Raw genomic sequence first — 14,984 nt, forward strand, 5'->3', positions numbered from 1 at the left:
TTGCTACGCATCAGTTCACCTCGTAGACGTTCATCAGGGACCAGAGGTGCTTGAGGGGGGTGCCGCTCCACTTCTGGTTGCCGGTCTCGCGGTAGTTCTTGTTGAGCCGGGAGCGGGTGGCGTTGTCGAAGAACGACACCTTCAAGTACTTGTCCCGGTACTCGGCCCAGTCGGTGTACATCTCGCCGATCTGCGAGCGGTAGGATTCCATGTTCTTCGGCAGGCTCGCCTGGCCGGCGGCGATGCGCTCCAGCGCGGGAGCCATCTCGGCGTGCACGAAGTGGGGTTCGGCCCGGCGGTCCAGCTCGGCGGAGGCGAGCGGGTGGGTGCGGCGCCAGCCGTCTTCCCACTTGTCCATCTTGTCGTAGACGGCTTTCGAGTTGCCGGTGCGTGCCGCCTCGAAGTAGCCGGAGCGAACCTTGTTGTACTCGTCGATGTCCGCTGCCAGCGTCACGTCATTGTAGAACTGCTCGAGATCCTTATGCGTGCGCAAACCCGCCTTCAGCTGCAGCTTGTACGCCTCGTTGTTGAAGTCGCCGCCGGTGGTGTCGCGCGGGATCAGCGCGAGAGCGACCGTCGGGTTGCTGCGGATCAGGTCGATGTTGTCGAGCATCCACCTGGTGCCGTCCATCGTGTACGGCACGCCCGACACGTTCTCCCCACCGACTTTGACGGTGCCGACGTTGAACGCGGCCGGGTTGACGATCAGTTCTCCGGGGTAGCGCTTCGCGAACTCGACGTGCGCCTCCGACAGGGCGCGCGGGTAGTTGTCCGGGTACTTCTTGGCCAGCTCGGACTTGATGGCGAACCATTCGCCGCGCAGGTTTGGCAGCTGTTGCATCCGGCCGATCAGGTCGACGTCGGGCAGGTTGTCGGACGAGTCGCCGTTCGGGTCGGCCGCCTGCGGCGAAGCGGGCAGGAAAACGCCTGTGAACGCCCGGAGGATCAGGATGTTGGTGGAGGTAGCCTTCAGCGCGTCCAGCGCCTTAGCGCGCTCCTCAGGGCTCGCATCGGGGCCTGGAAGCTGGCCGGCCGCCTCGGCGTAGATGGCAGCGGTGCGGAACGCGGAAGCGAACTGTCCGTCGGCGTCGTCCTTCTGCATGAGCGGGACGAACCGCTGCAGCGCTGCGGGCATCAACTGCTGCAGCGTCGACTGGCCGGCGCCGAAGTCTTCCCCGCCCTGCAGGCCGCGCCTGATCCGTTCCAGCTCGATCGTCGCCGACGGCCAGATCTTCTCCATGCCGTTGATCGCCCAGCCGAACACGGGGTTGGCCGAGAACTGGATGGGGTTGGCAGCACCAGGGTTGAGGAACCGGACCTGTGACTTCAGGCCGTCGTACTGGGGGACGCGCAAGACCTCTTCCGGGGCGAGGCCGAGGGCCACCATCGAGTCCATCAGCACCCGCTGCGCGAGCGCGGAGCCGGGGTAGGTGAACGTGAGGTGGTAGTCGGTGTTGCCCTGTTCGTCCTGCTGCGGCTCGTAGTGCACCGCGCCGGTGTGCGCGGCGGTGGTCATCATCAGGTTGGCACGGGCCAGCGCGCCGGGGTTGGCTTTGGTGGCGTTGACCAAGCGGCGGACGAAGTCTTCGTTGGCGCGCTGGAACATCAGGTACTTGTCGGCGAGCTCGGAGAACACCGACCGCTCGTTCGGGTTGTCGGTGACCATGAACGTCCGCGCGATGGCGCGGTTGTTCGCCATCGTCTCCAGGAGATAGGAGGCGTCACCCGGCGTCAGACCGCGGTTGATGAGTCCCTGCATCAGCGGCTCGACCTCGGCGTAGGCGATGCGCTTCTCCGCCAGGTACAGCGGCTGCAGCACCATGTGCGCGAGAGGTTTGGCCACGACGGCGCCGTAGGCCCTGCTCGACAGGTTCGCCATCTTCTGCGGCAGCGAGCCTGTGCCGCCCGGGATCGGCGTCTGGATGGTGTGCACGAGGCCTTCGGGGTAGACGTCGTGCGGGAGCTTCGCGAGGTCGTCGGCGGTCGGACGGGTGCCGGCCGCGAGGCTGTCCAGCAGCGGCGTGAGCCTGGGATCGAAGTTGATCGAGTCGAGGCTGCCGTCCGGGCGCCGGACGACCTCCCCGCCCAGGTGGTGCACGAGGTCGTCGACGGCGGTACGTGCCGCTGTCCCGGCGGCGATCTTACGATCGGCGTCGGATCGGGCGAGAGTGCCGTCCGGCAGGTACTGCATGCGTGCCGAGTTGGTGCGCATCGACGAGCCGAGGTCGTCGACAGCGAACAGCTGGTACATCATGTCGTCGATGTCGTGCGTGGCCTTGCCGGTCGCGTTCTCGGCGATGGCCTTGCTCACGCGCTCGCCGATCTCGTCGTCGAGGCGCTTGCCGAGCTCGATCATCCAGAGCTGGTTGTTGACCTTCCCACGCGGCCCCAGCCACTCGTACGCGTTCTTCAGCTTTGCCGGGCGGAGCGTCAGGCCCCGGCCCGCACCGGCGAACACCTGCTCCCGCGCCTGGCGGTCGATGCGTTCCGACGACGTGACGTAGTTGTCGGCCGCGGACCCGAGCTGCATGAACGCGTTCTCGGTGTAGGCCGCGATCGTCTCCTTGTCCAAAAACTTGGACAGCGGCGTGTCGTTGAGTTCGCCGCCCAGGCGGCGGGCACGCTCGGCGCGGACCTTGCGCACGAAGTCGAGCGGGCCGGCCATCGCGAGCTGGGCCACGCCCCACGTGTTCGACGACGCCAAGCCGGTGAGGTCGACATCCTCACCCAAGCGGACGAGCACGTCGGCGTGAGCCGGGTCGAAGCCGTTGCGCTGCAACAGTCCGGTCATGGCGATCGCGTACTTCTTCGGGCTTGCCTGGCGGGCCTTCTCGAGGATGTGCAGATCGCCCGCGCTGAAGTTGGTAACGTCGTTGGCCAGGCGGGCGAGGTCGTTGTCGTTGACCTTCCTGGTCAGCTTATCCGCCCGCACAGCGGCACGGGCCTTGCGGTAGCCGGCGAGTGCGGCCGGGTCACGCACGGCCGCAAAAGCGAACCCTTCCAGCGCCTGGCGGGCGGCGTTGGCCGGGGAGATCGTCTTGGAAGCCTTGTAGGTCTGGTTGAGGCTGTTGGCCCAGGGGCCGACCGTGCCCAGCACGGCGTTGAGCACCTTGCCGCGGTCCACCAGGGATCGCACCTCGCGCCAGTTCGGCAGCACCAGGCCTTCGTTGAGCTGCCAGGGATGCACCGCCGCGGCCAGCGTGTAATCCCCGACACGGATGTTGTTGTTGCTCGGCGTGGTGTACCACTCGTGGCCGCCGGCACGGTAGCCGTTGATGGCCTGGTCGGCGGGGATCATGCCCTTGGTGAGCCGTTCCACCAGCTCCTGCGCCTCAGGGGTGTTGCGCAGGTTCATGACGTTCAGGAACGACCCGACGGTCTGGCGCAGCATCGCGTACCGCTCACCAGGGTTGGCGGCGGCGTACTGAGACTGCACCATCTGGGCTTGGCGCTTCGGCATGAACTGGCTGACCAAACGTCCGAACGCCACCGCCGAGTTCGGGTCCACTGGGTTGATCGTCATGTCGGAGAAGGTGCGCTCGAACATCCGCCATCCGCGGGCGAACATGTGGGTGGCGCCGAACGTGTAGTTCTTGCGCATCCACTCCGCCGACTCCGGGCGAAGCAGCTCGTCGTAGGTGCCGGTCGGCGACGACGACACGTTGTTGAGGTTGACGACGTTCTGCGTCTCGTCCAGCTGACGCATGGCGCTCTTGTCGCGTCGCATCAGCAGGTCCACGCCCCACTTGCCGAGCTTGTCCCGCACGGCACCGTTGAGCGAGAGCTGGCCGGGCATGAGCAGCCGCGAACCGGTGATCTCCCGGCCGGAGGCGTAGGCCTCGGCGACAAGGAACGTGGACATCTCGTCCGCGAGCTTGGCCCGCTCAGCGGCGCGGAGGTCGGCCGGCAGCGGATTGCCGCTAGCGTCCACGAACGACCACAGAGGCTTGCCGTCGGACGGGGCCTCGATCATCCACGGCGCCGGGCTGCGGCCCGTCTCCAGCGCGCGGTCTGCTTCCTTGACCGCCTCGTCCTTGTTGCGCAGCGTCAGCTTGCCGATAGCGCCGGAGCGCATGCCGATGATGGTGTCGAACGCCCCGCGCATCGACGGGTAGCGCTTGATCCAGGACGCGTACTCCGCGCCCGCCTGCACCGCGTCCTCGGCTTTGCCGGACTGGTTGAGGCGAACGATGCGGTCGGCCTGCTCCATCGCCTGGTCGAACCGCTGCGCGATCTGACCGACCGGCTTGAACTCGTTGTCCGACGCACGGATCGCCACCGTGACGTCGTCGAGGTTGTCCATGTTCACGCCGTAGGCGTTGAACTTGTACGCCTTGTTGGCCGCACCGACACCCACCAGCGGGTCGGCGTACCAGTACACGACAAGGTCCGACAGCGCCGCGCCGATAGTGCGCTCGGTCGAGCCCTGCCCCCACATCTCGCCCACCTTGGGCGGCTCGGGAGCGGAGTTCTCGATGAGCCTGCCGCCGAACGACAACTGGCTGTTGTCCGCCATCGCCTTCAGCAGGTTCTCGGCGTTGCCGTCGCGCCGGGAAGCGCGGTCCAGCAGCCCGCGGGCAGCCTCCGAGAGAACAGGGGTCGAGCGGGCCAGGTCGTTGAGCGCCCCTGACGCCACGATCTCGCGCGCGGCGTCCACATCCGACGGGTTGAACTGCTGCTTCAGCTTCGCCACGGCGCTGTCGCTGACCGGGGAGCGCTTGTCGCCGATCTCCTGGAAGTAGTAGGCGTACCGGGACGTCCAGCTGTCCGGGTCGTACCCAGCCCGGCGCATGTCGGCCACCTGCTGGTCCGACAACTGCTGAGGTACCCGGCCGGTTTCGTCGGCCTGACCGAGCTGGGCGATGTTGTTCGCACCTTCGAAGACGTTCGCCGCGAACCCAGCCAGGCCCGTGACCGCGGCGACAGGCCCGCCGAACAGGTCGCCCACCACCGGCACGCCCCGCACAGCTTCGTTCGCGCCCTGCAGCGCGTCGTCCACAACAGACTCGGAGGCGTAGCCCGCCTGAACGCTGGCGGTGATCGGCGAGGCGATGATGTTGAGCGCATCCCCGATGGCTCCTACGGTGGCCTTGCCAGCGTCCACGACAGCAGTCGCCGCGTTCGCGACAACCTTGGTGACCGGGTTGAAGATGTTCGGACCCCACCACGGCATGCCGTCGCCTTCAGGCTTGGTCGCCTCGACAGGCTTGCGTTCCTGCTCCTGCGACTTCGAGCCGTAGCCCGCAGCCTGGGCGATCTCCGCCACCTTCTGCTTCTTGGTGGCCGAATAGCCCTGGAACGCGCGCATCGCCAGTGCGGTGGGGACGTTCGAGTTGACGAGCGCCTGAGCGACCTCGGGTTCGTCCTGGAACGCCCCGGCGTAACGGATCGCCGTGGCGGCGCGAATGCGCTGATCGGAGACGGGGGCAGTGGCGGCCTGGACCAGGGCATCAGGATCCCCGACCTTTTGGTACCAATATTTCTTCGCCATGACTCAGGCCTTCTTGCATCGGTAGTAGGAGGCCAACTTCTGTCGCCGATGGCACGTCGCGCAGCGTCGGCCACCAGTCGGGCGGAAGATCACGTTCGGACCCGAGAGCTCGTGCCCCCTGGAGCAGTGCGTCTTCTCGGCGTTGTGGGCGCGGTAGCGTCCGCGCCGAACGCAGTCCTGCATGTTCTCGGACTGGGTGCCCCAGTACAGGTGATCCGGGTTGCAGCAGGACGGCGTATCGCAGTGGTGGTTGACTTGATGCCTGCTGTTTGGCCGCGGGCCGTTCGCGAGTTCGCACATCGTGATGTGCGCCATGAGCGTCTTCTTGTCCCGGCGGAACTGGCCGTATCCGTAGTGACTCGTGCAGCCCCGCCAAAGCAGACAGCCTGTGTTCGGCTCTGGGACGGACCGCGACTCGATGTACTCGCGCAGCTCAACGGTCAACCACAACCACCCTTTACTGCCCCTGAGACTGGAGCATGTTCGCCAGCCAGGCGAGAGCTCCGGTGGGATCGGCGTTCGCGTACTCGCGCAGCTGCGTGGACGTCTGGTACGCCTCAGGCGCCCGCTCCGTGCCGATCGAGGATGGCCCCGGGCCGAAGGGCACCCCTGCCGTGATCGGCTCGTCAGGACGCTGCGAGGGGGCGAAAAGCGGGGGCAGAGGGCCGGTGGGGGCGGATGAAGGTGCAGCCATACCGGCCGAGGGTGGAGGCGTTTCCATCCGGGGAATACCGGGCGCCTGGCTGAGAGGAGCCGCTTTCTGCTGGTCGCGGAACGCCGTCGCCTCCCCGTACTCGGGGTTGGGCAGGTCGCGGATCGGCTGGCCGGGGGCGTCGGTGCGCTGCGAGAAGGCGCCGGGGCCAGAGATTGCGGCGGTCATCGGGCATCACCCGGCAGGTAGCCGGGGACGTCGTGATCGACGTCCAGAACGGGATCGGTCGCACGGGTGGGCGACAGCGACGCGTCCTCGGGCTGCACCCCCGCCTCGAAACCGAACTTCTTGGTGCCCGAGGCGCCGACCTCGCGCAGCATCTTCGAGGTGATGTTGGCTGCCCTGCGAGCCATCGACATGATCTCCGCCGAGGAGTAGTCGTCCGAGTCGGTCTTGATGGTGATGCTGCCCTTGCCTGCGGCGATGACTTCGATCTTCACGAGAGCCCCTCTCAGCCGTTGCCGATGGCCTGCTTGCGCATGACCGTGGCGCTCATCCGCGGTTCGCCGCGGCCACGCAGCTCCGCCATCAACGACGAGATGGCAGGCATGCCGCCCGGCGGCATCCCGGCTTGTCCCGGTGCGACCCCCTGTGTCAGCCCGTTGTCCCGGATTCCCGGCGGAAGCTCGCTCTCCGGTGCCATCCCTGGCGCCTGCGGCTCCGGCTCGGGCTTCTCCATCGCCTCCAGGATCGCCTGGTGCAGCGGCCTACCCTTGGTGCGGAGCTCGATCGCCTTCGCCGCGGAGGTCAGAACCATCGTCGGGTCCTGGCCCTGCATCGCCATCGGCCCCATCGCCTGCAGATACGCGGCGAAACCCTGCAGCAGACCGTCCTCCATCAGCTCCTGGTCGACCGCGCGCTGCTCCTCGTCCGGGTCGATCTCGATCGGGGCGTGACGGCGGGCCGTGTCCCGGCTGATCCACTTGTCGCCGCGGAGCTGCAGCAGCATCACAGCCGCCTGGGCGGGCGTCTGGCCGGCGGTGAAGCCATACATCACCTTGCAGGCCCACGACTCGCCGATGTCCTTGGCCGGCGTGTAGGTGATCTGGAACGGCTTGCCGGTGAGGAAGCCCTCGATGGTCTTCTTCATGCCCGGCCAGAGCGTCACGTCCATCTCAAAGCACAGCGACGTGACCTCTTCCAGCGCCCGCTTGAACACCACCTGCGCGGCCTGGACCTGATCGGACATCGTGTCCTGCAGCTCCTGGATGCCGCGGCCGGTGATGATGCTGGCCGACATGCCTCCGGTGCGGGAATCAGGATACCGAGCGCCTGTTTTCGACTCGCGGTCCAGGATTTCGGTCAGCCCGAACACCTGCTGCGGCAGCTCGAGGTTGACCCTCCGGATCGCCTGCGGGTTGTTGGTCCGCAGGATGGCGTCCGGACCGAGGTTCATCGCGTTGACGTCGTCCGGCATGGCGATCGGCGCCTCAACCGCCTGCTGCGCGCCCTTCAGCTGGAACAGCGCCATCACCGCGCGGGCCAGCTGGACGTACACCACGTCGTCGTAGGCGCCGCGCTTGGTGTCCTCCAGGTCCCAGCGCTCGGCGATCACCACGGGGCAGCGGGACAGCAGGTTGGGGACGTTGGCAAGAGTCAGGTTGCGGCAGGAGGGGACGTACACGACCTTGCGGTGGTCGTCGTAGTAGCAGATCTTCTCGACGACGGCGTTCGGGTCCTTGCGGTTGCCGTTCTCCCCCAGCAGGATCTGCGCGGCGTACTCGGGGTAGCGCGCGGCCAGCTCGCCCAGGGTCGTGTAGGTGACCTTCGCGTATTCGACGCAGCGGCCGAAACGGTCGCGGCGATAGTAGGCGCCGAACGGCGACTCCACCCGGATCTTCGGGCACGACTTCTTCCAGTCGGCCTCGACGACGTAGGGAGCGAACGAGTACGCGTTGTGGCCGTCCGCGGCCATGAACTGCTGCTCGGCCAGATTGGACTCGAGCCAGTAATACGAGCCGATCTTGTTCTTCTTGGTGGCCCGCGCCTCGTCGGCCGACGTCGTCATGTTGCCGGCTGTGCACGCCAGCGCGGGCATCGCTGCCATCTTCTCGGCGACGTTGCGGGCGGCCACGTCCACCAGGTTCGCCACCACCGACTTCGGCATGTCGTCGGCGAACAGGTCCGGGAACAGCATGTCGATGTCGCCCCGGCGGACCAGGCGCACCTTGTCCTGGGCGGCCACGCGCCGCACCGCGGCCGGTTCGGAGCGCATCGCGTCCACGCGACGGCAGATGTCACGGATGTCAGACGGCATGGATCAACCCCTGGTCAAGCAGCTCCCCGAAGGAGGCGCTGATACGCCGGGCGAGCGACCGGCGCGACGTGAAACGAGACCTCATGTGCGTGTTCTCCCCTGCCGCGCCACGCACGTACTCCCGCATCCCCAGCTCGCAGAACCACAACGCCATCACGAGGTCCTGCACGAGCTTCTTGTTCTCCGGCTCCCACGACTTGAGCTGCTCGCACAGCTCGTGCACGTGCGCGTTGGAACCCGCCCCCAGGCGGCGCGACGGCAGGTCGATCAGTCCGGTCCCGTCGGACTTGGCGCGGTTCGTCAGCGGGTCCACACACGACTGGAAGAGGGGAACAAGAGTCCCCTCAACACCCATGTGCGGGTCGTACTTGTTCGACGTGGTGGAGTGCTCGACCAGCCGGCAGCCGTTCTGCGACAGGAACGAGCGGATCTCCGGCAGCTGCGTGATGAACTGCTGCACCGCGTTCTTCTCGATACGCCACTCGTTGATGCCGTACTTGAGCGTGAGTTCCTTGAGCTTCGGGATGGTGTGCGCGGACGTGACGCCCTTCTTGTTCCACACGTCCAAGATCCAGCGCTTCTTCTCGTTCTTGTCGATGCCACCGACCACCATCGCGTTGCGTCCCGCCGATGAGGCGGGGTCCCACCCGGCCACGATGTACAGCCCCGCCATGCCCTTCTCGCGGTGGCCCGGCACGTGCGGCTGCATCACCGTCGCGAACCGGCGGCCGTTCACCGCCGCCTCCACCTGGTTGGGCGGGAAGACGGACATCTCGTTGACGTCCTCCTGCTGGTAGACGAACGAGAACCGGCGAGGGTCGGTCATGGCGGCCTTGGCGTCCTCGATGGCCTCCGCGTCGATCCGCTCCGGCCATAGCACCACCCACTCCGACGAAGGCTCCGAGGGAGACGAGAGGATCGCCGGCTGGGCGAAGTAGGTGTAGAAGCTCTTGCCGCCCAGCTTCGCTTCGTCGCGCAGCCAGCGGTAGATGTCCACCGCACCCACGCGGGTGCCCAGCACCATCAGCTGGCCGTGCTTCTTGTCCAGGCGGGAGAACACTTCCTGGCCGATCCAGTCGGCCTGCTTCTCGTAGTCCGACGCGGTCTGGATGTCGGCGATGTCGTCGAGCAGGATCAGGTCGGCGCGGGCACCGTAGATCTGCCCGCCGATACCCAGGGCCTGGACGGTGGGGTCCTTCTCCGCCATGTCCCGGCCCTTGACGTAGATCATGTCGTCACGCCAGGCGTCACCCGAGGACTTGTCCTCGTTCTTCCAGCCGCCCTCTGGGGCGAACGCGGCGTGCAGCGCCGGGAACAGCGCCGGATTCGACAGGTAGAACTTGATCTGACGAAGGAACTTCTTCGCCATGCCTTGCGACTTCGACACCGTGATGATGCGGATGTTCGGGTCCTTGATGATCCGCCACAGCGCGTATTGCACGTTCCAGACAGTGCTCTTCGCGTGATCGGGCGGGAAGTTCATCATCACGTACCGGCCGGGGTTCTTGCCCGCCTGGTACTGCATGCACTCCATGAAGTCGCGGGGCTCCCGGCCCTGCACCACATCCCACGCCCGCAGGTGATGCTCCGGCAACGGCTTGTCGAGGTACTTCGCGCAGAACTCCGGGAAGTCCGGTACGGCCGTCTTCGCCTTCTCGCCCTTGGCGATCGACTCCCGCACACCCTGCACCGCGGCCTTGAACTCCGGGTCGTCGCGCATCCACGCGCGGTACGTTTCCTTCGAGCGGTTGACCTTCAGCATCGCCGCGTTGACGGTCGCTCCGGTGGCGAGATGGTCCAGAACCACCCGCTTCGCGGTGATGACGTCAAGGGTCTTCGGCAACGACAACCGTCCTAAGAAGAAGGCCCCGGCGCGGTAGCGGACGCCGGGGCTCAATACCGGGAGGGGACCGGTTCTTCGCTACGAGGAGGCCATGCCTCGGAACTCGTAGGGCGAGTGGACGCCACAACGTCCACCCTCGTAATTGTAGAGATCAGGTGTTTCAGTACTGCGAAACAAGATCGACTGCGGGGCTATCCAGTTTGACGCTTCGGCGAGGGACTGGGGGTGGCGAGCGATCCACCCAAGCGAGCCGGGGGCTCTCGTCCTTCGGGTTGGAACTGGACTTGTCCTCGCGCGCATACGCGCGAACTAACCCTCTACTAAGGATCGGCCTTCGTGGATCGGCCGATCCGTCTACCTCTACTCCCCGGCCTTCAGGGGCCGGGGTAGGTGTTGGGGTGAGGCGCCTTCATGGGTCGGCGCCGAACTACTAGGGGCTTAATTCGCTTCGCTCATATTGTACTGGGAGGCCTTCTCAGAACCGGCCATCCGCGGATCCGCAGCGAGCCAGAGGCACCTCGAGGTCGTTGACGCAGGGACGATCACAACCCCCATGCCCTGACTGACGATAAGTCGCCTCGGTTGCGCCCACGGTCCCGTACTGAGGCACGGGTGGTAGGGCCCGGGAACCCGCACCACTGCTGCCATCGGTTGCCACCACCACGCCCAGGGTGGCGTACCAGCGGTGTTCTTACCGGCAATACCACCATTACTGCGAAAATTTATACGGAGAGTTATATATATACTCACACTCATTAACAAACACCCCGGTCGGTCCCTGGCCTGCGGCCGGCCTGGCCGCGCCGAGCTCTGAATCGTCACGAACAGCTGTTATGAGATGAACCAAGATCACTCCACCCCCTCCCCCCGACCCCATCCCCTCCCAGTCCTGCTTCTTCTAGGTCTACCAGGACACCTGTAGGTATGTGGACGGAGCGTGACGGCCACACTCGCGGCTGAACAGCCGTACTTTTCCACATCGTGGAAGTTGGATCGTCATTGCTGCTCCATCCGGGTGGCGCTAGTGACGGCCTGTTTCGGCTGCCGATGTAGCTGATGTGGGGCCAATCCGCCCAGGGTTTGTTGTGTACGAGCGCCCCATGTCGGGCTCCGACCTCTTCTAAGTGCAGCTCAGAGGTTTGTTGTGAGTCCCTCTTGACACACCTTTGTTGTGTCCCTCATGCTGTGTCCAGCGGTCAAAGGGTGAGGCCGGGGTGACGGAGGGCAGAGCGGTGAACGTTGAGGTGGCACTGAGCGGCGACCGGACGGTTGACGTCACGTTCGACTGGTCGGGCAACTGGTCGATGCCGGCGATGCTCGACCTGGACGACGTCGACACGTTGGTGCTTAGCGCGGTCACGGACATGGTGTCGGCGAACATCAACGCCTGACGCAGCTGTAGATCCCCCGCGGTGACGTTGACCCGTGGGCTAGGGGAGTGAGCCCCTGAGCGCGAAGCGGCCGGCCTAGGACGAAGACACCTGGGCCATTGACCCCGCGCGGTACCGGTGGCGTGCCGGTCGAACGAAACCACGCCGGTACCCAGCCGCAGCAACAGGTCCACGTGGCCCGGCTGCCGCGTGCTCGAAGAAAGCGAGGGCGAGACGGATGCAGCTGATCGGACGCGAGGTCAAGCACAAGCGGACCGGCCTGGAAGGCACGGCCACGGGTGAGGAGGGCTCTCACTGGTGGGTGGAATGGGAGGACGGCGACTGGGGCTGGGTACCGGCGGCGGATCTGCACATTGACGCCTGGCCTGCCTAGGCCTGACGTCTTGCCTCATCCACAGCCCGTCGGCTGTGCGTTGGGGTTGGACGCCAGGAAAGGGTGAGGACGATGGCAACTCGACACACGGTGACGCAGACGGCACCGGACGGCACGACGGTGGACGCGGACCTGTGGGGTGTCACCGACGCCGATGCGGAGCAGTACTGCCGCGACATGAAGGCAGACAACCCGGACTACCGCTACGCGTGGCGCCGTGAGCCGGCGCTGAAGCTGAACACGTACGGCCAGGTGTTGGCCGAGCAGTACCGGGCGCTCGGCCTCGGAGCCGAGCCGAACAGCTGATCGCCCATAGCTGGTGGTGCACGGGCCTGGTGTCCGTGCGCTGCCAAGGGTGAGCGATCTCCCCTGATCTTCCGACCGACACACGGGTGAGGTGTATCGAGATGGACCCGAACGCAGCACTGGAGTCGTTGCGACAACTGGTCGTCAAGGCCCACACGGGCTGGGACCACTTCAGTGAGGACGACCAGGACGAGCTCATTGAGAAGCTCGCCGGCCTGGACGAGTGGCTGACCAACGGCGGCTTCCTGCCCGAAGCGTGGTCCCGCTTCCGGTGGCAGCGCTTGAACGAGCGCGCACGGCAGCACGAGGCCGAGAGGGACGCCAACCCCGCCAGCATCAAGGGCAGTGTAGAGAACCAGCTCGCCGGGGCGTACCGCAACGCCATCAAGCTCGCCGGCCTGACGAAACTGGGCGGTTGAGCTGTGATGCGCCGCTACTTGATCGCCGTCGCCTTGGCTGTGCCGATGCTGGCCGGCGCGGCGGAGTGTGGCACCACGCCTGGCCCGACCGTGAGAACGACGGTCACGGACGGAGTGAAGGTGTAGACCCAGCAGGAGGATGACCCGAGAGCACATCTTCCGCAGGAAGATGAGCCGAACTGGGACTGCCGGACGATGGGCAACCGCGTGTGCGGTCCGGTATTGCCGTGAAGAAACTTGCGAAGCGGTTCACGTGCATCAATCGGGAACCAGGGCACTGGCAGTCCCAGTTCCACGCTAACGGGTTCGGCGCGCCGCCGAAGCGATGCCGGTACTGCCACGGTGAGCTGGTCGTGTCGGAGGGGCTGCACGGGGTGTTCAAGTGGTCGGGCGGCACCGGACGCTACGCCCAGGCGGACGCGGTCAAGACGTACACCTCGCCAACCGCTGCGCAGCGGTACGCGGACGCTCACAACCTTGTGGTTCGCTGGGTGCCGGTTGAGAGCGTCACCGATCCCGCCTGTCATGGGCGGTGACGAGGTGATGACGTCGTCGGAGCTGCGCCTTGACGTGGTGCAGCGGGACAGCCAGGTCTGCGCGTGTGCACATCGACGTGGCGCGCACAACTCCTACTCGCAGCAGACAGGCGAGTATCTCGGCCTCGGCCTGGCCGAGTGCAACTTCTGTTCTTGCCCGAGATTCAAGCGGGTGAAGGTGTAGACGTCGCCTCGCCACGTCGTGGCGGGAGTAGACAGCGCTGGCTGGGTAGCACTGACCCGATCGGTTAGCCGACGGGTGAGGTCCGAGGTTCAACCCCTCGGCAGCGCGCGAACGCAGGCAAGGGGTGTGCACCACCCGGTCAGGCGCCGGACTGGGTTGCCCTCGTGAGTTCTTTCAAGCTGAGCCGTCCTGCCTGCCGGCGAAGCGGACGCTGTGCGTGTAAGAGGGGCCATCGGCGGAGCCCCGTGGTGAACACGATCCCAGCCCGGGTTGGGGTTGATGCGGGTTCGAATCCCGTCAGCGTGCGAAGTGACGATCCGCTCCGAAGCTAAACCATTCCTCATTGGAGGGTGAGACCAATGACTGACACCAAGACCGACACCGTCACCGAGCGGGTGGCCCGTGGCGTGGCGCTGCTGGACGAGAAGCAGCCGAGGTGGCACGACCGCATCGAGCTGAGCCGGCTGGACATGGAGAGCGGGGATGCCTGCATCCTCGGGCAGCTGTACTGGAATCCCACCCTCGATCTGGGCTACAGCCTCGGGCTGGACGCCCTGGACATCTGGGGTCGCAGCTCGGCGCACGGGTTCAACGACGACGACGCCGAGTTCGGCGACCTCTACGCCGAGTGGGTGGCCGCGCTGCGGTCCGGCGAGTACCAGCAGGGCGCCGGTGCGCTGCGCTACGCAAGCCCGACCGGCGACAGGTTCTGCTGCCTGGGTGTGGCGTGCGAGCTGTTCGCCGAGAGGCTGGGAGTCGAAGTCTCCGGCCCTGCGGAGTGGAGCAGGAGTTACGACGGACGAGACTCGTTCCTCCCGCCGGCAGTCATAGCTCACTTGAGGATCGGCAACAGCGACCCGTACCTGCGCTTGCCCTCGAGGCGAAGCAAGTTGGCGTCCACCCTCAACGACGAGGGCAAGACGTTCGCTGAGATCGCCGACCTGATCGAGGCGACGTACCTGTCGTCCTCGTCGGAGACGACGGCGACCGAGGCGCCCTCTTCCGAGAGCGCCGACCTCGGAGAGGATGAGTCCGGTGAGTGAGCAGACCTTCCCGCCGCTGACGCTGGAGCGGGCGAGACAGCTGGCCGCCGAGGTGGTGGCGGACAAGGGTGCCGACTACGTGTACATGCCGCCGGACGGCGGCGTGAGGTGCAGCTACTCCTCCAGCGGCGAACCCTCCTGCCTGGTCGGGCACGTCATCCATGGGTGGAACACCAGGCTGTTCGAGGAACTGGGCGCTAAGCATGAAGGCGACGAGGTGGACTGGCTGCCCGAGGGCTGGTTCGGCCCTCAGGTGCAGGTGTTCCTGCACTGCATACAGGCGAGACAAGACGACTCGGAGCCGTGGGGCGATGCTCTCGAGTTCGCGCTGGCCATGCTCGACGAGCCAACGGATGAGAGCTGACCTCCGGCGCCGCCGATGTCAGAAGAGGATGGCCGAAAACGCGAAGTCCTCTCGCTACCCTTTGG

General features: G+C 66.1%; 13 protein-coding genes. 7 read left to right on the forward strand and 6 right to left on the reverse strand.

Annotation, left to right across the window (positions count from 1 at the left end; translation table 11 throughout):
• Window positions 1–10 precede the first annotated feature (10 nt).
• The 6 genes from ACRSBM_RS03600 to ACRSBM_RS03625 all read right to left on the reverse strand — a co-directional run bounded on the left by ACRSBM_RS03600 (window position 11) and on the right by ACRSBM_RS03625 (window position 10,303).
• Window positions 11–5,491, reverse strand: a complete 5,481-nt coding sequence (locus ACRSBM_RS03600) for a hypothetical protein (RefSeq protein ID WP_434439722.1) — start codon at window positions 5,489–5,491, stop codon at window positions 11–13.
• 3 nt (window positions 5,492–5,494) lie between these two features.
• Entirely contained in the window at window positions 5,495–5,806 is a 312-nt protein-coding gene (locus ACRSBM_RS03605; protein ID WP_434452948.1) for an HNH endonuclease signature motif containing protein, read from the reverse strand.
• A 142-nt stretch (window positions 5,807–5,948) separates the two neighbouring features.
• Window positions 5,949–6,371: a hypothetical protein gene (locus ACRSBM_RS03610; protein ID WP_434439723.1), complete on the reverse strand. Its 423-nt coding sequence runs from the start codon at window positions 6,369–6,371 to the stop codon at window positions 5,949–5,951.
• Window positions 6,368–6,643, reverse strand: coding sequence for a hypothetical protein (locus ACRSBM_RS03615; protein WP_434439725.1), 276 nt, complete (start codon window positions 6,641–6,643; stop codon window positions 6,368–6,370). Before ACRSBM_RS03615 ends, ACRSBM_RS03610 begins: the two co-directional genes overlap by 4 nt.
• An 11-nt stretch (window positions 6,644–6,654) precedes the next feature.
• The gene (locus tag ACRSBM_RS03620) at window positions 6,655–8,460 is read right to left on the reverse strand and encodes a hypothetical protein (protein WP_434439727.1); all 1,806 of its coding nucleotides are present in this window, start codon (window positions 8,458–8,460) and stop codon (window positions 6,655–6,657) included.
• On the reverse strand, window positions 8,450–10,303 hold the full coding sequence (locus ACRSBM_RS03625; protein WP_434439729.1) for a hypothetical protein: 1,854 nt from the start codon (window positions 10,301–10,303) through the stop codon (window positions 8,450–8,452). The genes ACRSBM_RS03620 and ACRSBM_RS03625 overlap by 11 nt, the downstream gene beginning before the upstream one ends.
• Window positions 10,304–11,517: 1,214 nt before the next feature.
• Between ACRSBM_RS03625 and ACRSBM_RS03630 the strand changes: the two genes are divergently transcribed.
• From ACRSBM_RS03630 to ACRSBM_RS03660, 7 genes are all read left to right on the forward strand, one after another.
• Window positions 11,518–11,694 carry a hypothetical protein gene (locus tag ACRSBM_RS03630; protein WP_434439731.1) on the forward strand — a complete coding sequence of 59 codons (177 nt, stop codon included), beginning with the start codon at window positions 11,518–11,520 and terminating at the stop codon, window positions 11,692–11,694.
• A 217-nt stretch (window positions 11,695–11,911) separates the two neighbouring features.
• Window positions 11,912–12,067 (forward strand): hypothetical protein, encoded by a 156-nt coding sequence (locus tag ACRSBM_RS03635; protein ID WP_434439733.1) that lies wholly within the window; start codon window positions 11,912–11,914, stop codon window positions 12,065–12,067.
• A gap of 72 nt (window positions 12,068–12,139) precedes the next feature.
• Window positions 12,140–12,373 (forward strand): hypothetical protein, encoded by a 234-nt coding sequence (locus ACRSBM_RS03640; RefSeq protein ID WP_434439734.1) that lies wholly within the window; start codon window positions 12,140–12,142, stop codon window positions 12,371–12,373.
• 101 nt (window positions 12,374–12,474) lie between these two features.
• Complete coding sequence (locus tag ACRSBM_RS03645) at window positions 12,475–12,792, forward strand: hypothetical protein (protein WP_434439736.1); 318 nt, start codon at window positions 12,475–12,477, stop codon at window positions 12,790–12,792.
• Window positions 12,793–13,317: 525 nt separating this feature from the next.
• Complete coding sequence (locus ACRSBM_RS03650; RefSeq protein ID WP_434439737.1) at window positions 13,318–13,512, forward strand: hypothetical protein; 195 nt, start codon at window positions 13,318–13,320, stop codon at window positions 13,510–13,512.
• A 359-nt stretch (window positions 13,513–13,871) separates the two neighbouring features.
• Window positions 13,872–14,555 (forward strand): hypothetical protein, encoded by a 684-nt coding sequence (locus ACRSBM_RS03655; protein WP_434439738.1) that lies wholly within the window; start codon window positions 13,872–13,874, stop codon window positions 14,553–14,555.
• Window positions 14,548–14,919, forward strand: a complete 372-nt coding sequence (locus tag ACRSBM_RS03660; protein ID WP_434439740.1) for a hypothetical protein — start codon at window positions 14,548–14,550, stop codon at window positions 14,917–14,919. Before ACRSBM_RS03655 ends, ACRSBM_RS03660 begins: the two co-directional genes overlap by 8 nt.
• Window positions 14,920–14,984: the final 65 nt, after the last annotated feature.

Origin of the sequence: Lentzea xerophila, assembly GCF_051094245.1 — a bacterium.
Taxonomy (GTDB): domain Bacteria; phylum Actinomycetota; class Actinomycetes; order Mycobacteriales; family Pseudonocardiaceae; genus Lentzea; species Lentzea xerophila.

What these genes read in the sequence shown, in the direction of transcription:
- ACRSBM_RS03655 (WP_434439738.1), top strand. Translation starts at nt 13,872, where the DNA reads ATGACTGACACCAAGACCGACACCGTCACCGAGCGGGTGGCCCGTGGC.
- ACRSBM_RS03620 (WP_434439727.1), bottom strand. Translation starts at nt 8,460, where the DNA reads ATGCCGTCTGACATCCGTGACATCTGCCGTCGCGTGGACGCGATGCGC.
- ACRSBM_RS03610 (WP_434439723.1), bottom strand. Translation starts at nt 6,371, where the DNA reads ATGACCGCCGCAATCTCTGGCCCCGGCGCCTTCTCGCAGCGCACCGAC.
- ACRSBM_RS03635 (WP_434439733.1), top strand. Translation starts at nt 11,912, where the DNA reads ATGCAGCTGATCGGACGCGAGGTCAAGCACAAGCGGACCGGCCTGGAA.
- ACRSBM_RS03645 (WP_434439736.1), top strand. Translation starts at nt 12,475, where the DNA reads ATGGACCCGAACGCAGCACTGGAGTCGTTGCGACAACTGGTCGTCAAG.
- ACRSBM_RS03605 (WP_434452948.1), bottom strand. Translation starts at nt 5,806, where the DNA reads ATGGCGCACATCACGATGTGCGAACTCGCGAACGGCCCGCGGCCAAAC.
- ACRSBM_RS03650 (WP_434439737.1), top strand. Translation starts at nt 13,318, where the DNA reads ATGGGCGGTGACGAGGTGATGACGTCGTCGGAGCTGCGCCTTGACGTG.
- ACRSBM_RS03600 (WP_434439722.1), bottom strand. Translation starts at nt 5,491, where the DNA reads ATGGCGAAGAAATATTGGTACCAAAAGGTCGGGGATCCTGATGCCCTG.
- ACRSBM_RS03640 (WP_434439734.1), top strand. Translation starts at nt 12,140, where the DNA reads ATGGCAACTCGACACACGGTGACGCAGACGGCACCGGACGGCACGACG.